General features: G+C 72.8%; 18 protein-coding genes. 10 read left to right on the top strand and 8 right to left on the bottom strand.

All coding sequences use genetic code 11. From position 1 onward, the window contains the following. Positions 1-16: 16 nt before the first annotated feature. Entirely contained in the window at positions 17-364 is a 348-nt protein-coding gene (locus AB0E98_RS10615) for a rhodanese-like domain-containing protein (protein ID WP_361701016.1), read from the top strand. 32 nt (positions 365-396) lie between these two features. Here the strand turns inward: AB0E98_RS10615 and AB0E98_RS10610 are convergent, their stop codons facing one another. The 6 genes from AB0E98_RS10610 to paaA all read right to left on the bottom strand — a co-directional run bounded on the left by AB0E98_RS10610 (position 397) and on the right by paaA (position 5214). Further along, positions 397-1545 carry an acyl-CoA dehydrogenase family protein gene (locus AB0E98_RS10610; protein ID WP_361701013.1) on the bottom strand — a complete coding sequence of 383 codons (1149 nt, stop codon included), beginning with the start codon at positions 1543-1545 and terminating at the stop codon, positions 397-399. 103 nt (positions 1546-1648) lie between these two features. Further along, the gene (locus AB0E98_RS10605) at positions 1649-2737 is read right to left on the bottom strand and encodes a 2Fe-2S iron-sulfur cluster-binding protein (protein ID WP_361701011.1); all 1089 of its coding nucleotides are present in this window, start codon (positions 2735-2737) and stop codon (positions 1649-1651) included. Beyond that, on the bottom strand, positions 2737-3249 hold the full coding sequence (gene paaD, locus AB0E98_RS10600) for a 1,2-phenylacetyl-CoA epoxidase subunit PaaD (RefSeq protein WP_361701008.1): 513 nt from the start codon (positions 3247-3249) through the stop codon (positions 2737-2739). The genes AB0E98_RS10605 and paaD overlap by 1 nt, the downstream gene beginning before the upstream one ends. Continuing rightward, positions 3243-3971 (bottom strand): 1,2-phenylacetyl-CoA epoxidase subunit PaaC, encoded by a 729-nt coding sequence (gene paaC / locus AB0E98_RS10595; protein ID WP_361701006.1) that lies wholly within the window; start codon positions 3969-3971, stop codon positions 3243-3245. The genes paaD and paaC overlap by 7 nt, the downstream gene beginning before the upstream one ends. After that, positions 3968-4255, bottom strand: coding sequence for a 1,2-phenylacetyl-CoA epoxidase subunit PaaB (gene paaB / locus AB0E98_RS10590; RefSeq protein WP_126915001.1), 288 nt, complete (start codon positions 4253-4255; stop codon positions 3968-3970). Before paaB ends, paaC begins: the two co-directional genes overlap by 4 nt. Beyond that, a complete protein-coding gene (gene paaA / locus AB0E98_RS10585; RefSeq protein ID WP_361701003.1) occupies positions 4252-5214 on the bottom strand; it encodes a 1,2-phenylacetyl-CoA epoxidase subunit PaaA in 963 nt (320 codons plus the stop codon). The genes paaB and paaA overlap by 4 nt, the downstream gene beginning before the upstream one ends. 216 nt (positions 5215-5430) lie before the next feature. On the opposite strand from paaA, the gene AB0E98_RS10580 reads away from it, so the two are divergent. The 3 genes from AB0E98_RS10580 to AB0E98_RS10570 are packed head-to-tail and all read left to right on the top strand — an operon-like array spanning position 5431 to position 8227. Then, positions 5431-6108 (top strand): DUF5819 family protein, encoded by a 678-nt coding sequence (locus AB0E98_RS10580; RefSeq protein ID WP_361701001.1) that lies wholly within the window; start codon positions 5431-5433, stop codon positions 6106-6108. After that, entirely contained in the window at positions 6105-7454 is a 1350-nt protein-coding gene (locus AB0E98_RS10575; RefSeq protein WP_361700998.1) for an HTTM domain-containing protein, read from the top strand. Before AB0E98_RS10580 ends, AB0E98_RS10575 begins: the two co-directional genes overlap by 4 nt. 5 nt (positions 7455-7459) lie before the next feature. Next, entirely contained in the window at positions 7460-8227 is a 768-nt protein-coding gene (locus AB0E98_RS10570; RefSeq protein ID WP_361700995.1) for a TrmH family RNA methyltransferase, read from the top strand. Between the two features lie 18 nt (positions 8228-8245). Here AB0E98_RS10570 and paaN read toward each other — a convergent pair whose 3' ends face one another. Next, a complete protein-coding gene (paaN, locus tag AB0E98_RS10565; RefSeq protein ID WP_361700993.1) occupies positions 8246-9949 on the bottom strand; it encodes a phenylacetic acid degradation protein PaaN in 1704 nt (567 codons plus the stop codon). Between the two features lie 138 nt (positions 9950-10087). On the opposite strand from paaN, the gene AB0E98_RS10560 reads away from it, so the two are divergent. Beyond that, the gene (locus tag AB0E98_RS10560) at positions 10088-11611 is read left to right on the top strand and encodes a 3-hydroxyacyl-CoA dehydrogenase (RefSeq protein WP_361700990.1); all 1524 of its coding nucleotides are present in this window, start codon (positions 10088-10090) and stop codon (positions 11609-11611) included. Positions 11612-11613: 2 nt separating this feature from the next. After that, complete coding sequence (locus AB0E98_RS10555; protein ID WP_361700987.1) at positions 11614-12207, top strand: TetR/AcrR family transcriptional regulator; 594 nt, start codon at positions 11614-11616, stop codon at positions 12205-12207. 54 nt (positions 12208-12261) lie between these two features. On the opposite strand, the gene AB0E98_RS10550 is transcribed toward AB0E98_RS10555, so the two are convergent. Beyond that, on the bottom strand, positions 12262-12768 hold the full coding sequence (locus tag AB0E98_RS10550) for an Lrp/AsnC family transcriptional regulator (protein WP_229348933.1): 507 nt from the start codon (positions 12766-12768) through the stop codon (positions 12262-12264). Between the two features lie 170 nt (positions 12769-12938). On the opposite strand from AB0E98_RS10550, the gene pdhA reads away from it, so the two are divergent. The 4 genes from pdhA to AB0E98_RS10530 all read left to right on the top strand — a co-directional run bounded on the left by pdhA (position 12939) and on the right by AB0E98_RS10530 (position 17520). Next, entirely contained in the window at positions 12939-14108 is a 1170-nt protein-coding gene (gene pdhA, locus AB0E98_RS10545) for a pyruvate dehydrogenase (acetyl-transferring) E1 component subunit alpha (protein WP_361700983.1), read from the top strand. After that, positions 14105-15151, top strand: a complete 1047-nt coding sequence (locus tag AB0E98_RS10540) for an alpha-ketoacid dehydrogenase subunit beta (protein ID WP_361700980.1) — start codon at positions 14105-14107, stop codon at positions 15149-15151. The genes pdhA and AB0E98_RS10540 overlap by 4 nt, the downstream gene beginning before the upstream one ends. Continuing rightward, a complete protein-coding gene (locus AB0E98_RS10535; RefSeq protein WP_361700978.1) occupies positions 15151-16587 on the top strand; it encodes a dihydrolipoamide acetyltransferase family protein in 1437 nt (478 codons plus the stop codon). Before AB0E98_RS10540 ends, AB0E98_RS10535 begins: the two co-directional genes overlap by 1 nt. Before the next feature lie 78 nt (positions 16588-16665). Beyond that, positions 16666-17520 carry an NTP transferase domain-containing protein gene (locus AB0E98_RS10530; RefSeq protein ID WP_361700976.1) on the top strand — a complete coding sequence of 285 codons (855 nt, stop codon included), beginning with the start codon at positions 16666-16668 and terminating at the stop codon, positions 17518-17520. Positions 17521-17586 lie beyond the last annotated feature (66 nt).

The following is a 17586-nucleotide window of genomic DNA, read 5'->3' as shown; positions in this document are numbered from 1 at the left end:
GGGTAGCGTCGGGGGCATGGTTTTTGGTTCCGGAGTGCCCACGGTCGGCGTCGACGCCCTGTCCGCCGACGATTTCCTGGTGGACGTGCGTGAGGACGACGAGTGGCAGGCGGGGCATGCCGAGGGCGCGCTGCACATCCCGATGAGCGAGTTCGTGGCGCGCTTCGGTGAGCTGACGGAGAAGGCCCCCGAGGGCGGCCGGATCAATGTCATCTGCCGGTCCGGGGGCCGTTCCGCGCAGGTCACGGCCTATCTGGTGCAGCAGGGCCTCGACGCGGCGAACGTCGAGGGCGGGATGCAGGTGTGGGAGGCCGCCGGCCGTCCGGTCGTGGACGCCGTCGGCGCTCCGGGCGCTGTGATCTAGTGCTGTGATCCAGCCGTTGATCTAGCCGTTCCTCAGCTCAGGGGGTGGGCGGCCAGCAGGTCGCCCAGGGCCTCCTCGTGGGCGGCCGCCGGGCCGAGGGAGAGCTCCAGCTGCTTGGCCCAGGCGTGATAGCGGTGGAGGGCGCACTCGGTGTCCGCGCCGAAGCCGCCGTGCAGATGCTGGGCGGTCTGGACGACGCGGCGTACGCCCTCGGAGGCCCAGACCTTGGCGACGGCGATGTCGGCGTCGACGGGCAGGGCGTCCGTGTCCGTCGTGTGGTTCTCGATGGTCTCGATGCGCCAGGCCGCCTGGAGGAGTGTGGCCTCCATCGCCCTCAAGTCGATATAGCGATCCGCGCACTGGACCGCCACGGCCTGGAACGTGGCGAGGGGGAAGCCGAACTGCTCCCGCTTGCTCGTGTAGTCACCGGTCATCCGGGCGGCCGCCTCGCCGACGCCGAGCGCCAGGGCGCAGGTGCCGACGGTGAGCAGCTCGCGCAGCCGTGCCCAGGCGCCGTCCGCCGTGATCACCTCGTCCTCCCCCGCGCGCACCGCGTCCAGGGTCACCCGGGCGTATCGCTCGCCGTTGGTGGAGACCTGGTCGTCCAGTGTGACCCCGGGGCGGCCGGGCGGCACCAGGGCGAGGACCGTGCGGCCGTCCCCGGTGTGGGCGGGCGACAGGATCCGGTCGGCGGTGGGCGCCCAGGGCACGGCGGTCTGCTGCCCGTCGAGGATCCAGTGGCCGTCGCTGTCCTGCCGGGCGGTGACGGCGCGTTCGGGGGCGTCATGCCCGGTGCGCCCCTGGGCGGCGGCCGTGACGACGAGCTCGCCCCGGCCGATGGCATCCAGTAGCGGGCTCGTCGCGGCGCCGCCGTACGCGCCCAGGACGAGGGCGGCGGCGCTGGTCTCCAGCAGGGGGACGCGGGCCAGGACCCGGCCGGCCTCGCGGAGCACCAGGCACAGGGCGATCGGCCCGAGCCCCGCACCGCCGTGCCCCTCGGGCAGGAGCAGGCTCAGCAGGTCCGCGTCGGCGAGGCGGCGCCACAGCTGGCGGTCGAGGTCCTCGGCGACCGCTCCCGCCACCAGGGCGGGGCTGGGCACCCCGCCGATGCTCACCCCGCCGAAGACGGCCCGGGCCGCCTCGGCCGCCGCCTGCTGCTCCTCGGTGAAGGTGAAGTCCATGGCCGCCCCTTCCTCGTACGGATATCCGATGAATCAGATCCTTGCCTTATTCCGATCTGACGATCCGTCAAGGTAGGGCAGGGGGAAGTGATTGGGAATGCGGTCAGCGGTCGAAGTCCAGTTCCACCTTCTCCGTGGTGGCGTGGGACTGGCAGGCCAGTACGTATCCCGCGTCCAACTCCTCCTGTTCCAGAGCGAAGTTGCGGTCCATCCTTACCTCGCCCGACACCAGGAACGCGCGACAGGTGCCGCAGACGCCGCCCTTGCAGGCGTAGGGCGCGTCGGCGCGGTTGCGCAGCACCGTCTCCAGCAGCGTTTCCCCGTCACGCACGGGCCAACTGCCGCTGCGGCCGTCGAGCTTGGCTGTCACCTTGCTGTGGGTGAGGGACGTCGCCGTGCCCGCCGGCGGGGCCGTGGCGCCCGTCGGGGTCTCCTCCACATGGAAGATCTCCTCGTGGATCCGCTCGCGTGGGACACCCAGGGTGCGTAGCGCCCGCTCCGCGCCCTCCACCAGCCCATGGGGGCCGCACAGGAACCAGCCGTCGATCGTCCCGACCGGCAGCAGCGCGGGCAGCAGCCGGGTCAGCCGCTCCTCGTCCAGCCGGCCGGAGGCGGGCCCGGCCTGCTGCTCCTCGCGGGAGAGGGTCTGTACGAGCTGGAGCCGGTCGGGGTAGCGGTCCTTGAGGTCGGCGACCTCGTCGAGGAACATCGTCGAGGCGGTGGTGCGGTCGCTGCGTATCAGGCAGAACCGGGCCTCCGGCTCGCTCGCCAGCAGGGTCGAGACGATGCTGAGGACGGGCGTGATCCCGCTGCCGCCGACTATCGCGGCGAAGCGGCCGGGCCGGGGCCGCAGCACGAACCGTCCTGCCGGGGCCATCACCTCCACCGTGTCCCCTGCGGCCAGCTCCTTGAGGGCGTACGTCGAGAACGCCCCGCCGTCCACCAGCCGTACCGCGACCCGTAGCGTCTCGGGCCCGTCGGGGCCGGGGGCCCGGCCGCAGATGGAGTAGGTGCGGCGTATCTCCATGCCGTCCACGGTCCGGCGGAGGGCGAGGTGCTGGCCGGGCGCGTGCCGGAAACCGGCGCGCAGGGCGGGCGGGACCGCGAGGGTGACGGCGACCGAGTCGTCGGTGAGGGGCTCGACGGCCGTCACTCGCAGCGGGTGGAAGGCGCCATGGCGGGCCGCTGCCATCACAACTCCTTGAAGTGGTCGAACGGTTCGCGGCATGCCTCGCAGCGGCGCAGCGCCTTGCAGGCGGTGGAGGAGAAACGGCTCAGCAGCGTGGTGTCGGTGGATCCGCAGTGCGGGCACCGAATGGCCAGGCCGACCATGACAGGGCCTTTCGCCCCCGTCGGCCCCGGTGGCGCGATGCCGAACTCCTCCAGTTTGCGGCGGCCTTCGGCCGTGATGTCGTCGGTGGACCAGGGCGGGGAGAGGACCGTACGGACGGTGACCTCGGGCTGCCCCTGTTCATTGAGAACGCGTTCGATGTCGGCGGACATCGCTTCGACGGCGGGGCAGCCGGTGTAGGTGGGGGTGAGCTCCACCTCGACCCTGCCGGGGCCGGTGACGCGCAGACCGCGCAGAACGCCCAGCTCGGCCAGGGTGAGCACGGGCAGCTCGGGGTCGGGGACGGACCCGGCCAGGGCCAGGAGCTCCTCTTCGAGGCGGGAGGCGGGGGCTCCCGCGGACGTGCTCACCATGTCGCCCCCGGGTGGCTGCGGTGCAGATGCTGCATCTCCGCGAGCATCCGCCCGAACGGTTCGGTGTGGATGCCCTGCCGGCCCGCGCCGGCCGTCCACCCACCGGCCTGGGGGCCCTCGGGCAGGGTCAGCGTGGCGCGCCGGAGGATGTCGGTCACGGAGGTCAGCCAGCCGTCGCGGAGCGCGGCCGGATCGACGGACAGCCCTTCCACGGGCTCGAAGAGCTCGCCGGTGAACCGCCACAGGGCATCGAGGGCGTGCTGCGTCCGGGAGTGGCTCTCCGCCGTGCCGTCGCCGAGCCGCACGGTCCAGTGCTCGGCGTGGTCCCGGTGGTAGGCGACCTCCTTGACGGCCTTCGCCGCGACCGGCGCGAAGGGCGACTCCCCGTCGACCGCCAACCGCTCGTACAGCAGCTGCTGGTAGGTGGAGAAGAAGAGCTGGCGGGCGATGGTGTGGGCGAAGTCGCCATTGGGCTGCTCGACGAGCTGGACGTTGCGGAAGGCGCGCTCCTCGCGGAGGTAGGCGAGCTCGTCCTCGTCGCCCACGAGGGAGAGCAGGACGCGGGCCTGTCCGAGCAGGTCGAGCGCGATATTGGCGAGGGCGACCTCCTCCTCCAGCACGGGGGCGTGCCCGGCCCACTCGCCCAGCCGGTGGGAGAGCACCAGAGCGTCGTCGCCGAGGGAGAGGGCGGCGCTCGCGGGAGCCTTCACGGGGGCGGTCACAGGTGCTTCACCCCCTCCGGGATGTCGTAGAAGGTCGGGTGGCGGTAGGGCTTGTCGGCGGCGGGCTCGAAGAAGGGGTCCTTCTCGTCCGGGGAGGAGGCGGTGACGGCCGTGGACGGCACCACCCAGATGGAGACGCCTTCGGAGCGCCGGGTGTAGAGGTCGCGGGCGTTGCGCAGGGCCATCTCGGCGTCCGGGGCGTGGAGGCTGCCGGCGTGGGTGTGGGACAGGCCCCGCCTGCTGCGCACGAACACTTCCCACAGGGGCCAGTCGGTGCCGGTCATGCTGTCGCCTCTCCGTGTTCGGCCGCGTGCTTGGTGGCGTACGCGGCGGCTGCCTCGCGGACCCAGGCGCCCTCCTCATGGGCTCTGCGGCGCTGGGTGATCCGCTGTTCGTTGCACGGGCCGTTGCCGCGGAGGACCTCGTGGAACTCGTCCCAGTCGATGGCGCCGAAGTCGTGGTGGCCGCGCTCCTCGTTCCACCGGAGGTCCGGGTCGGGGAGGGTGAGGCCCAGGGACTCGGCCTGGGGGACGCAGATGTCCACGAAGCGCTGGCGCAGCTCGTCGTTGGAATGCCGCTTGATCTTCCAGGCCATTGACTGCGCGGAGTGCGCGGACTCGTCGTCGGGCGGGCCGAACATCATCAGGGACGGCCACCACCAGCGGTCCACCGCGTCCTGCGCCATCGCGTGCTGGGCCTCGGTGCCCCGGCTGAGGGCGAGCAGCAGCTCGTAGCCCTGGCGCTGGTGGAAGGACTCCTCCTTGCAGATGCGGACCATGGCCCGGGCGTAGGGGCCGTAGGAGCAGCGGCAGAGGGGGACCTGGTTGGTGATGGCCGCGCCGTCCACGAGCCAGCCGATGGCGCCGACGTCCGCCCAGGTCAGAGTCGGATAGTTGAAGATCGAGGAGTAGCGCTGGCGGCCGGCGTGGAGCTTGTCGAGCAGCTCGTCGCGGCCGGTGCCGAGGGTCTCGGCGGCGCTGTAGAGATAGAGGCCGTGGCCCGCCTCGTCCTGCACCTTGGCCATGAGGATCGCCTTGCGGCGCAGCGAGGGCGCACGGGTGATCCAGTTGGCCTCGGGCTGCATGCCGATGATCTCGGAATGCGCGTGCTGGGCGATCTGCCGGACGAGCGTGGCGCGATAGGCGTCGGGCATCCAGTCGCGTGGCTCGATGCGCTCGTCGGAGGCCACGGCGGCTTGGAACACCGCCTCCAGCGTTTCCGTCTCCGGCGCCGTCGTGGTCATGCCGTGCCCCCTCGCCTTGATGACTCTCCCTACCGACCGATCGTTCGGTTCAATGGTGGGGCGAGCCCCAGACCCTGTCAAGCCTGTGGATAACCCGTGGACGGCTGGGCCTCGTGGGGCCACGTCGGTACGGTTCGGGTGCACGCCGGGGCACTCGGGCGCCCGGCGGCGCGCCACGGGCGCATGGACCGGCGGACACGGGATCGGGGCGGGGCGATGGAGACGGACGAGGCGCGCGAGCGGGCCGGCGGCGCCGCCGGGCCGGAAGGGCTGTCCCTGCCGTCACGCGTCGTCGTCGCCGCGGGCGCCGCGGTGGTGACGCTGGCGGTCGCGGTGCACCTGACGATGATGTTCCTGCACGTGGCGCCGCCGAACACGGTCAGCAAACAGCACGCGGCGGAGATAGACGACTACGTCTACCCGGAGTTCGAGCAGAACTGGAAGTTCTTCGCCCCCAACCCGCTCCAGCAGAACGTCGCCGTCCAGGCGCGTGCCGAGCTGACCGGCCAGGACGGCCGGACCACCGTCACCCCCTGGACCGACCTGTCGGCCCGCGACGGCGCCGACATACTCCACAACCCCGTCCCCAGCCACACCCGGCAGAACGAGCTCCGCCGCGCCTGGGACTTCTACGCGGGCACCCACGATGCTCAGGAGCACCCCAGCGGCCTGCGCGGTCGCCTCGCCGAGCAGTACGTCCGCCGCATCGCCGTCTCCCGGCTGGGCGCGGTCCAGGACGGCCGGCCGGTCGAGCGCGTCCAGGTGCGGTCCGTGTCCACCCCCATCGCGCCACCGCCCTGGAGCGACGAGAAGGCCGACACCAAGCCGGTGTACCGGGTGCTGGGCTGGTGGCCGGTGACCACCGCCGATCTCGCGGAGGCGAGGAACCGATGACCACCTCACTGTCGCGCGCTCTCGCCCGCGTCACCGGCGCCTCCCTGGGCCCCTATCAGACGGCCCTCCTGCGGATCGGGCTCTCCTTCACCTGGCTGTGCTACCTGCTCCGCGAATGGCCCAACCGCCATGAGCTGTACGGGCCGAACGCCCCCTGGAGCTGGGAGATGGCCCGCGAGCTCACCGGCGACAACCACGCCTTCACCGCGCTGATGTGGTCCGACAGCTCCGTGTGGTTCGAGACCGTCTACGCGCTGGCCATCGTCTTCAGCGCCCTGCTGATGCTCGGGTGGCGCACCCGGACCATGTCGGTCCTCTCCATGCTCGGCGTGCTGTCGATCCAGAACCGCAGCGTGTTCATCGGGGACGGCGGCGACAACGTCGTCCATCTGATGGCGCTCTACATGGTCCTGACCCGCTGCGGCCAGGTCTGGTCCCTCGACGCCCGGTGCGCGGCCCGCCGGGCGCGGGAGGGTGCCGCTGGCGACGGCGGCGACGGCGGCGACGAGGGTGGCAAGCGTGACGAGAGCGGCCAGAGATTTGGCGCGGGCTTGTGGGACCTGACGGGCGTCGTGCTGTGGGTGGTGTGCGGGCTCGGGCTCGTCCTCGCGCAGTTCCTGGGCGACGACCGCATGTCCTGGACCGGAGAGGGACCGCTGCCCGGCCTCTCCTGGCCCGTCGCCCTGTGGGGGCTGTGGGCCGTCCAGGGACTGTGGTGGGCCGTGCGGCGCCACGCCCCCGGAGAGCCGCGCGCCGTACTCGACGCGCTGGCCCATCTGGCGCACAACGGCGCCCTGTTGGTGATCATGGCGGAGGTCTGTCTGATCTATGCCACGGCCGGCTGGTACAAGGTTCAGGGAACGCGCTGGCAGGACGGAACCGCGCTGTTCTACCCGATGCACATCGACTACTTCTCGCCCTGGCCCTGGCTCTCCCACGCCCTCGCCGCCAGCAGCCTCGTCGTCCTGCTGCTCAGCTACGGCACGGTGGCCGTCCAGGTCGCGTTCCCCTTCACCCTGCTCAACCGGCGGGTGAAGAACGTGCTGCTGGCGCTGATGATGGCCGAGCATCTCGGCATCGCCGTGCTGCTGGGCCTGCCCTTCTTCTCCCTCGCGATGATCGTCGCGGACGCGGTGTTCCTGCCGACGTCCTTCCTGCGCCGGCTGGAGGGCGCCCGGCGTCTGCTGCCTCTGCCCCTGGTCCATAGGCGGCCGGAGCCGGTGGGGCCCTGCCCCGCTCCCCGGACCCCGGCCGAGGAGGCCGAGGAGAAGGCCGACGGCCCGGTCGACGGCTCGGCGGACGGCCCGGCCGCCGTGCCGGGGCCCGGCCGGCGGACCGTAGGCTGAGGCCCATGACCCAGGACGATCCCGGTACCGCCGCGCTGCGGCGGTGGGCCGCCGACGCGCCCGGCGCCGTGCTGCTCGACGGCTTCCACGCGCTCAAGCACGCCCTGCGCTTCGGGGCGCCCGTGGGGCCCGCCCTCACCAGCGACAAGGCCTCCGTCCTGGCGCTCTCCGCCGACCTGGCCGGCGATCTGACGGACACCCTCGACGACCTCCTGGTGGAGGTGCCCGCGGCGACGCTGCGGGCACTCGTGCCCAGGATCCACCCCACGGGCGTCGCCGCCCTGGCCGCGCGGCGGGACCGCCGGGCCAACCTCGGCACACTGGCCCGGCTGCCCCGGCCCGCGCCCGTCGTCGTCCTGGACAACCCGCGCAACCTCGGCAACGTCGGGGCGGTGGTCCGGCTGGCGGCCGGCTTCGGCGCGACCGGCGTGGTCACCACCGGGGACATCGACCCCTGGCACCCCAACGCCGTGCGGTCGGGGGCCGGGCTGCACTACGCGACGGCCGTGGAACGGCTGCCGGCCGATGAGCTGCCCCCGGGGCCGCTGTACGTCCTGGACCCGGAGGGCGACGACATCCGGGGCGTCCCCCTGCCCGACGACGCGCTGCTCGTGTTCGGGTCGGAGCGGCACGGGGTCTCGGCGGAGCTGCGGGGCAGGGCGGACCACTTGATCGCCCTGCCGATGCGACCGCAGGTGTCCAGCTACAACCTGGCCACGAGTGTGGCGATGGCGCTGTTCCACTGGGGCGGGGCGGCGCCCGCGGCGGGCTGAGCCCCGGCCCCGGCCGGCTCAGGCCTGGCGGCGTACCTCCACCGTGCGGAAGCGGGTGGCGACGAAGGCGCTGTCGCACAGGACCGCGTTGGCCGAGGGGTTGCCGCCCGAGCCGTGGAAGTCGGAGAACGCGGCCGTCTGGTTGACGTACACCCCGCCGGTGAGGTTGAGGGAGAGCTGGGCGCACTCCTCCAGGCAGGCGTCCTCGATCAGCCGCTCGACATCGGCCGAGGTCGTGTACGCCCCGACCGTCATCGCGCCCTTCTCCCGCACCGTGCGGCGCAGCAGCTCCACCGCGTCGGCGATGGAGTCGACCGCCACGGCGAAGGACACCGGGCCGAAGCACTCCGAGAGATAGGCCGCCTCGGCATCCGGCTTGGCGCCGTCGAGCTTGACGATGACCGGGGTGCGGACCGTGGCGCCGGGGAAGTCGGGGTTGGCCACGGTACGGGAGGCGAGAGCGACCTCGCCGAGCTGTGAGGCGGCGTCGACCCTGGCCTTGACCTGGTCGTTGACGATGGCGCCGAGCAGGGCGTTGGCCCGGGCGTCGTCGCCCAGGAGCCGCTCCACGGCCGTGGCGAGGTCGGCGACGAGCTCGTCGAAGGACTTGTGCCCGGCGTCCGTGGAGATGCCCTCGCGCGGGACGAGCAGGTTCTGCGGGGTGGTGCACATCTGGCCGCTGTAGAGGGACAGCGAGAAGGCCAGGTTGGAGAGCATGCCCTTGTAGTCGTCGGTGGAGTCGACGACGACGGTGTTGACGCCCGCCTTCTCCGTGAAGACCTGCGCCTGGCGGGCGTTGGCCTCCAGCCAGTCGCCGAAGGCGGTGGAACCCGTGTAGTCGATGATGCGGATCTCCGGCCGGACGGCCAGGGACTTGGCGATGCCCTCGCCGTCCCGCTCGGCGGCCAGCGCGACCAGATCGGGGGAGAAACCGGCCTCGGCCAGCACCTCGCGGGCGACACGCACGGTCAGCGCGAGCGGCAGCACCGCGCGCGGGTGGGGCTTGACCAGGACGGCGTTGCCGGTGGCCAGCGAGGCGAACAGGCCCGGGTAGCCGTTCCACGTGGGGAAGGTGTTGCAGCCGATGAGCAGGGAGACACCGCGCGGCACGGCGGTGAACTGCTTGTTCAGCTTCAGGGGATCGCGCTTGCCCTGCGGCTTGACCCACTCGGCGGTCTCCGGGGCGGCGCCCGTCTGCTCGGCGTAGGCGTAGGCGACGGCCTCCAGGCCGCGGTCCTGCGCGTGCGGCCCGCCGGCCTGGAAGGCCATCATGAACGCCTGACCGCTGGTGTGCATGACCGCGTGCGCGAACTCGTGCGTCCGGGCGTTGATCCGGGCCAGGATCTCCAGACAGACCGCCGCCCGCGCCCGCGGGCCCGCCTCCCGCCACGCGGGCATCGCCGCGCGCAGGGTGGGCAGGAGGACGTCGACATCGGCGTGCGGATACTCGATGCCCAGCTCGAAGCCGTACGGCGAGACCTCCGAGCCCGTCCAGCCGTCGGTGCCGGGCTGGTCCAGCTCGAAGCGCTTGCCGCGCTGCGCGTCGAAGGCGGCCTGGCCCTCGGCGGCGCCAAGGCTGCCGGGCGCGCCCTCGGGCCCGTAGGCCTTCGGGTGTTCGGCGTGCGGGGACCAGTACGCGCGCGAACGGATGGCGTCCAGGGCCTGGTCAAGAGTGGGGCGGTGCTTCTCGATCAGCTGGGCGGTGGTGAGTCCGGTGGTCACGTCAGACCAACTCCTCGTCGAGCGGGGCTCCGATACGGGGGATCAGACGCGCCCCCGGTGGATACAGTAACCGAACGATCGGTCGGGGCAAGGGGGCCCGGCGAACCTGTGGACAACTCATCGGGGAGGATCACTGTCATGACCGCAATCGACCCGGCCCGAGCCGTCGCCGTCGTCGGCACCGGCACCATGGGCCAGGGCATCGCCCAGGTCGCCCTGGTCGCGGGCCACCCCGTACGGCTGTACGACGCGGTGCCAGGCCAGGCGGAGGAGGCGGCCCGGGCGATCGCCGCCCGGCTCGGCCGCCTGGTGGACAAGGGCAGGCTCGACGCGGCCGGCCGGGACGCGGCTCTCGCCCGTCTGCGGCCCGCCGCGCGGCTCGCCGAACTCGCCGACTCCGCGCTCGTCATCGAAGCGATTGTGGAGCGGCTGGACGCCAAACAGAAGCTCTTCCAGGAGCTGGAATCAGCCGTCGCCGACGACTGCCTGCTCGCCACCAACACCTCGTCCCTGCCGGTGACCGCCGTCGCAGGGGCCCTGCGCCTGCCCGGCCGCTTCGTCGGCCTGCACTTCTTCAACCCCGCCCCGGTGCTCCCCCTCGTCGAGGTCGTGCGCGGCCACGCCACCGACGACGCGGCCGCCGAGCGGGCCCGGGCCACCGTCGCCGCATGGGGCAAGACCCCCGTGGCCTGCGCCGACACCCCGGGCTTCATCGTGAACCGCCTGGCCCGGCCCTTCTACGCCGAGGCCTTCCGCGTGTACGAGGAGCGGGGCGCCGACCCCGCCACCATCGACGCCGTGCTCCGGGAGAGCGGCGGCTTCGCGATGGGCCCCTTCGAGCTGACCGACCTCATCGGCCAGGACGTGAACGACGCCGTCACCCGTTCGGTCCACGAGGCGTTCTCCCACGACCCGAAGTTCACGCCGTCGCTGGCACAGAGGCGGCTCGTACAGGCCGGGCTGCTGGGCCGGAAGACCGGCGCGGGATGGTTCCCGTACGCCGACGGTGGGGAGAGGCCCGAGCCGAGTACGGCGGGACCCTGCGAGGCCCCTGTGGAGGTGGGGTATCGCCACCGTCTCACCGGCCCCGCCGCGGCCCTGCCCCGGATGATCGAGGAAGCGGGCATCAAGATCACTCGGGACGGCGGTCAGGACACGTACGACGGCTCGATCGTCCTGCCCGGCGGGACGGAGCTGTGTCTCACGGACGGCCGGGGACCCACCAACGTGGCCTACCTCGGCCCCCGCATCGACTTCGACCTCGCCCTGGACTACCGCACCTGCGCCCGTGTCGCCCTCGCCCCCTCCGGGACCGCGCCGGAGGCGGACGTACGGGCGGCCATCGGCCTGTTCCAGGCACTCGGCAAGAAGGTCAGCGTCATCGGCGACCTCCCCGGAATGATCGTCGCCCGTACGGTCGCGCTTCTCGTCGATCTCGCCGAGGACGCCGCCGGCCGGGGCGTCGCGACCCCCGAGGACATCGACACCGCCATGCGCCTCGGGGTGAACTACCCAGCCGGCCCGCTGGAATGGGGACGGTCGCTCCACATCACCTGGCTGCGGCAGTTCCTGCTGAACATGGACCACGAGTACCCCGGCGGGCGCTACGGCGCCTGCCAGTCCCTCCGCCGCCGAGCGGCCGTCGAAGAGAGCCTGCTGTAATCATGACCATGGCCAAGCGCGACACCTACACGCCCGAATCGCTGCTCGCGGTCGCCGTCAAGGTGTTCAACGAGCGGGGCTACGACGGCACCTCCATGGAGCACCTCTCCAAGGCGGCCGGGATCTCCAAGTCCTCGATCTACCACCACGTCAAGGGCAAGGAGGAGCTGCTGCGGCTTGCCATAAGCCGCGCGCTGGACGGTCTCTTCGCGGTCCTGGACGAGCCGGGCGCCACCGGCGGGCGGGCGGTCGAGCGGCTGGAGTACGTCACCCGGCGGACCGTCGAGGTGCTGCTCACGGAGCTGCCCTACGTGACGCTGCTGCTGCGCGTACGGGGCAACACGGACACCGAGCGCTGGGCGATGGAGCGGCGGCGCGAATTCGACCACCGCGTCGCCGGACTGCTGAAGGAGGCCGCCGACGACGGCGACCTCCGGCAGGACGTGGACGCCCGGCTGGCGACCCGGCTGCTCTTCGGAATGATCAACTCGGTCGTGGAGTGGTACCGGCCGGAGCGGGGCGGGGCCGCCACGAGCGACGAGGTGGCCGACGCGGTGGTCCATACGGCCTTCGCGGGCCTGCGCACCTACCGCTGACGCCTCCGCCCGTCACCGCCCGCCGTCGGCGGCCGCACCGCGCCCCCGGGCGCCCTAGCGGCCGTCGTCGAGCGGGCGGTCCTCCTTGAGGTCCGTCTCCTCGAAGACCAGCAGCGTCCGCGTGCTCAGGACCTCTTCGATCGCCTGGATACGGCTCAGGACGAGCTCGCGCAGGGCGCGGTTGTCCTTGGTGTGGACGAGCAGCAGGACGTCGAAGTCCCCGCTCACCAGGGCGATGTGAGCGGCGCCCGGCAGCTCCCGGAGCTTTTCGCGGACCGTGCGCCAGGAATTCTGGACGATCTTCAACGTGATGTAGGCCGAGGCGCCGTGCCCGGCCCGCTCCTGATCGATCCGGGCGCCGAACCCCTTGATCACGCCGTCGTCGATGAGCCGGTTGATCCGCGCGTAGGCGTTGGCTCGCGACACGTGTACCCGCTCGGCCACGGACCGTATCGAGGCCCGGCCGTCCGTCTGGAGCATGCGCAGGATCGAGCGGTCTATGTCGTCGAGCGGGCGGGCGGGCGGTCTGCCGCCCGAAGTGGCCATCTGTTCGTCCGGCATACCGCCCTGCCTCCCCTTCATGGACGTCCTGCCCATATCTCAGGTTGTGGAGAACCGTTTGTCCACAGGCTCGGGTCGCCTGTAGCCAAAAAGTGCCGACGACCGAACAATCGGTAGGGAGAGCGCAGGACGCTTTCCGGTCAAGCTCGTCCCAAGAGGAGGTGCTCGCCATGACGGTTCTGGAGCAGCCCGGCTCGTACCGGCCCACCCCGCCCCCGGCCTGGCAACCCCGTACCGACCCCGCGCCGCTGCTGCCCGACGCGGAGCCGTTCCGGGTGCTCGGCACCCCGGCCGCCGGCGGGTCCGACCCGGCACTTCTGCTGCGGCTGTACGGACAGCTCGTACGCGGCCGCCGCTACAACACACAGGCCACCGCGCTGACGCGGCAGGGCCGGCTCGCGGTCTATCCCTCCTCCACGGGCCAGGAGGCCTGCCAGGTCGCCGCGGCCCTGGCCCTGGAGTCCCGGGACTGGCTCTTCCCCAGCTACCGCGACACCCTCGCCGCCGTCGCCCGCGGCATGGACCCCGTGCAGGCCCTGACCCTGCTCCGCGGCGACTGGCACACCGGCTACGACCCGCACGAATACCGCGTCGCCCCGCTGTGCACCCCGCTGGCCACCCAGCTGCCGCACGCGGTCGGGCTCGCACACGCCGCCCGCCTCAAGGGCGACGACGTCGTGGCCCTCGCCATGGTCGGCGACGGCGGCACCAGCGAGGGCGATTTCCACGAGGCGCTGAACTTCGCGGCCGTCTGGCGGGCCCCCGTCGTCTTCTTCGTGCAGAACAACGGCTTCGCCATCTCCGTCCCCCTCGCCAAGCAGACCGCCGCCCCCTCCCTGGCGCACAAGGCCGTCGGCTACGGCATGCCGGGCCGGCTCGTCGACGGCAACGACGCGGCCGCTCTCCACCAGGTCCTGACCGAGGCGGTCCACCGGGCCAGGACCGGCGGCGGCCCCACCCTGGTCGAAGCCGTCACCTACCGCATCGACGCCCACACCAACGCCGACGACGCCACCCGCTACCGCAGCGACGCCGAGGTCGAGGCCTGGCGCGCCCATGACCCCATCGCCCTGCTGGAGCGCGAACTGCGCGACCGCGAGCTGCTCGACGACGCCGCCATACGGGCCGAACAGGACGCCGCCGAACGCATGGCGGCCGATCTCCGCGAGCGGATGCACCAGGACCCGGTGCTCGATCCGATGGAACTGTTCACGCATGTTTACGCCGAGCAGACTGCCCAACTGCGCGAGCAGGCAGCACAATTGCGTGCTGAGCTGTCCGCCGCGGGAGAGCTCCCGGGCGCCCACACGGGTGGCCCCCAGGAAGGAAGCCAGCGATGACCACCGCTTCCGTCGAAACCGGCCGCAGGCCCGCCAGCATGGCGCAGGCGCTCGGTCGCGCGCTGCGCGACGCCATGGCCGAGGATCCCGCGGTCCACGTCCTCGGCGAGGACGTCGGCGCCCTCGGCGGCGTCTTCAGGGTCACCGACGGGCTGGCCAAGGAGTTCGGCGAGGACCGCTGCACGGACACCCCCCTGGCCGAGGCCGGGATCCTCGGGTCGGCCGTGGGCATGGCCATGTACGGGCTGCGGCCCGTCGTGGAGATGCAGTTCGACGCCTTCGCCTACCCCGCCTTCGAGCAACTCGTCAGCCATGTCTCCCGGATGCGCAACCGCACGCGGGGAGCCATGCCCATGCCCATCACCGTCCGCGTCCCCTACGGCGGCGGCATCGGCGGCGTCGAGCACCACAGCGACTCCTCCGAGGCCTACTACCTGGCCACCCCCGGCCTCCATGTCGTCGCCCCGGCGACCGTCGCCGACGCCTACGGGCTGCTTCGCGCCGCGATCGCCTCCGACGACCCGGTGATCTTCCTGGAGCCCAAGCGGCTCTACTGGTCCAAGGCCGACTGGAACCCGGACCACCCCGACGACGTGCCGGGCATCGGCAAGGCGGTCGTCCGCAGACGAGGCACGTCCGCGACGCTCATCACCTACGGGCCGTCGCTGCCCGTCTGCCTGGAGGCCGCCGAGGCGGCCGTGGCGGAGGGCTGGGACCTGGAGGTCGTCGACCTCCGGTCGCTTGTCCCCTTCGACGAGGAGACCGTCTGCGCGTCCGTACGGCGGACCGGGCGCGCGGTGGTCGTCCACGAGTCGACCGGATTCGGCGGCCCGGGCGGGGAGCTGGCGGCCCGGATCACGGAGCGCTGTTTCCACCACCTGGAGGCACCGGTGCTGCGCGTCGCGGGCTTCGACATCCCGTACCCGCCGCCGATGCTGGAGAAGCACCATCTGCCGGGCGTGGACCGGGTCCTGGACGCGGTGGCACGGCTGCAATGGGAATCGGAATGGACCCCTGACGAAAATGAGAGTGGTGCGCGCTGATGGCGGTGGTGCGCGAGTTCACGCTGCCCGACCTGGGCGAAGGCCTCACGGAGGCGCAGGTCGTCCGCTGGCTGGTGAAGATCGGCGACGTGGTCGCCGTCGACCAGCCCGTGGTCGAGGTGGAGACGGCCAAGGCGATGGTGGAGGTGCCCTGCCCCTACGGGGGCGTGGTCACCGCCCGCTTCGGTGAGGAAGGGGAGGAACTCCCCGTCGGAGCACCGCTGCTGACCGTGGCGGTCGGGGAGACGGCGCCCACGGGCGGCACGGATGGCACGGACGCCACGTCTCCGGCCGGCCCGGCGGTCGTCGAGGCGTCGCCGGGGGACCGCGGCGACGCCGCCGGGGTCACCACCGGGGCCAAGGCCAACGGTGAGGAGGGCTCGGGCAATGTGCTGGTCGGCTACGGCACCCAGGCCCCCGCGGCGCGTCGCCGCCGGGTCAGGCCACAGGCCCGCGAGACCGAACGCCCGGCCGAACGGGCACCGGCGCCCACGGCCGTGGCGGTGATCTCCCCGCTCGTCCGGCGACTCGCCCGCGAGCGCGGCGTGGACCTGACCCGGGTCCGGGGTACCGGACCCGACGGGCTGATCCTGCGCGCCGACGTCGAGGAGGCGGCGCTCACCGCGCTCACCGCGCTCACCGCGCACGCCCCCCGCACGGCGCCGGTGGGCCAGGCGGCGCGGCACACCGCCCGCCCCGAGGCGGCCCGGCCCGCCCGCCGCGCCTCCGGCGGGCGACGGGTGGCCGACGGCCTGCGCGTACCGCTGCGTGGCGTGCGCGGCGTGGTCGCCGAGAAACTCAGCCGCAGCCGCCGAGAGATACCCGACGCCACGTGCTGGGTGGACGCGGACGCCACCGAACTGCTGGCCGCGCGCCGGGCGATGAACGCCTCCGGCGGCGCCAAGGTGTCCCTGCTCGCCCTGCTGGCCCGCATCTGCACGGCGGCGCTCGCCAAGTACCCCGAGCTCAACGCGACCGTGGACACCGAGGCCCAGGAGATAGTCCGGCTGCCGGACGTCCATCTGGGCTTCGCCGCCCAGACCGATCGCGGCCTGGTCGTGCCCGTGGTGCGCGACGCCAGCGCGCGCAACGCGGTCGAGCTGTCCGTCGAGATGGCCCGGCTCACGGAGGCCGCGCGGGCGGGCAAGATCAGTCCGGCCGAGCTGGCCGGCGGCACGTTCACCCTCAACAACTACGGGGTGTTCGGCGTCGACGGCTCCACGCCGATCATCAACCACCCCGAGGCGGCCATGCTGGGAGTCGGCCGCATAGTCCCCAAGCCATGGGTGCACGAGGGGGAGTTGGCCGTGCGACATGTGGTGCAGCTGTCCTTCACCTTCGACCACCGGGTGTGCGACGGCGGCACGGCGGGCGGCTTCCTGCGGTACGTGGCCGACTGCGTGGAGCAGCCGGCGGTGCTGCTGCGGACGGTCTGATCGGGGTGGCCTGATCGGGGTGGTCTGATCCGGGCGGGCTGATCCGGGCGGTCGCGGCAGAGTCGCCATACTCGACGGGTGACGGTTTTCGACGCGGTAGTACTGGCCGGAGGCGCCGCCCGGCGGCTCGGAGGAGCGGACAAGCCCGCCGTGCGGGTCGGCGGCCGGGCGCTGCTCGACCGGGTGCTGGGCGCCTGCGCCGACGCCGGGCGGACCGTGGTCGTCGGCCCCCGGCGGCCCACGGTCCGGCCCGTGACCTGGGCCCTTGAGGACCCGCCCGGCGGCGGGCCCCTCGCGGGCCTGGCCGCCGGGCTGCGCGAGGTCCGCGCGGAGCGGGTGCTCCTGCTCTCGGCCGACCTGCCGTTCCTGGCGGCGGGAGCGGTGCGGGAGCTGGTCGCCGCCCTCGACGACGGCGTCGCGGGTGCCGAAGGCGCGGTTCTCGTGGACGGGGACGGGCGGGAGCAGCCGCTGGTCGCCGCGTACCGGGCGGAAGCGCTGCGGCGGGAGCTCGGGCTGCTCGTCGCCGAGCACGGCACGCTCGTCGGCCTGCCGCTGCGGATGCTCACGGGTGAGCTGGCGCTCGCCCGGCTGCCCCACGCCGGCGCCTCCTTCGACTGCGACACCTGGGAGGACATCAGCGAGGCCCGCGCGCGCATCAGGGACGATAGGCATGTGCTGGATGAATGGATCTCCGCGGTCAAGGCCGAGCTGGGCATCGAACTCGACGTCGACAGAGCCGGTCTCCTGGACCTCGCGCGCGACGCCGCGCACGGCGTGGCCCGCCCCGCCGCGCCCCTGACGACCTTCCTCGTCGGATACGCCGCCGCGCTGCGGGGCGGGGGCGCGGAGGCCGTGGCCGATGCGGCCCGCGTGGCCGGTGCGCTGGCCGAGCGGTGGGCGGCGGAAGCGGAAGCGGACGGGAAGCCGTCGTGAGCGGGGGCGAGCGCGGGCGCGTGGGTGGCCGGGACCGGGACGGCGAGGACGCCCTCGAGCGCGCCA

The organism is Streptomyces sp. NPDC037389 (assembly GCF_040636475.1).
Classification (GTDB): Bacteria; Actinomycetota; Actinomycetes; order Streptomycetales; family Streptomycetaceae; genus Streptomyces; species Streptomyces hesseae.
The sequence above is the reverse complement of the archived record's forward strand: the minus strand, read 5'-3'. Positions and strand labels throughout refer to the sequence as shown.

Excerpts from the sequence above, each read along its gene's own strand:
- AB0E98_RS10615 (WP_361701016.1), top strand. The coding sequence starts at position 17 with ATGGTTTTTGGTTCCGGAGTGCCCACGGTCGGCGTCGACGCCCTGTCC.
- AB0E98_RS10610 (WP_361701013.1), bottom strand. The coding sequence starts at position 1,545 with ATGGACTTCACCTTCACCGAGGAGCAGCAGGCGGCGGCCGAGGCGGCC.
- AB0E98_RS10605 (WP_361701011.1), bottom strand. The coding sequence starts at position 2,737 with ATGGCAGCGGCCCGCCATGGCGCCTTCCACCCGCTGCGAGTGACGGCC.
- paaD (WP_361701008.1), bottom strand. The coding sequence starts at position 3,249 with ATGGTGAGCACGTCCGCGGGAGCCCCCGCCTCCCGCCTCGAAGAGGAG.
- paaB (WP_126915001.1), bottom strand. The coding sequence starts at position 4,255 with ATGACCGGCACCGACTGGCCCCTGTGGGAAGTGTTCGTGCGCAGCAGG.
- paaA (WP_361701003.1), bottom strand. The coding sequence starts at position 5,214 with ATGACCACGACGGCGCCGGAGACGGAAACGCTGGAGGCGGTGTTCCAA.
- AB0E98_RS10580 (WP_361701001.1), top strand. The coding sequence starts at position 5,431 with ATGGAGACGGACGAGGCGCGCGAGCGGGCCGGCGGCGCCGCCGGGCCG.
- AB0E98_RS10575 (WP_361700998.1), top strand. The coding sequence starts at position 6,105 with ATGACCACCTCACTGTCGCGCGCTCTCGCCCGCGTCACCGGCGCCTCC.
- AB0E98_RS10570 (WP_361700995.1), top strand. The coding sequence starts at position 7,460 with ATGACCCAGGACGATCCCGGTACCGCCGCGCTGCGGCGGTGGGCCGCC.
- AB0E98_RS10560 (WP_361700990.1), top strand. The coding sequence starts at position 10,088 with ATGACCGCAATCGACCCGGCCCGAGCCGTCGCCGTCGTCGGCACCGGC.
- AB0E98_RS10555 (WP_361700987.1), top strand. The coding sequence starts at position 11,614 with ATGACCATGGCCAAGCGCGACACCTACACGCCCGAATCGCTGCTCGCG.
- AB0E98_RS10550 (WP_229348933.1), bottom strand. The coding sequence starts at position 12,768 with ATGCCGGACGAACAGATGGCCACTTCGGGCGGCAGACCGCCCGCCCGC.
- pdhA (WP_361700983.1), top strand. The coding sequence starts at position 12,939 with ATGACGGTTCTGGAGCAGCCCGGCTCGTACCGGCCCACCCCGCCCCCG.
- AB0E98_RS10540 (WP_361700980.1), top strand. The coding sequence starts at position 14,105 with ATGACCACCGCTTCCGTCGAAACCGGCCGCAGGCCCGCCAGCATGGCG.
- AB0E98_RS10535 (WP_361700978.1), top strand. The coding sequence starts at position 15,151 with ATGGCGGTGGTGCGCGAGTTCACGCTGCCCGACCTGGGCGAAGGCCTC.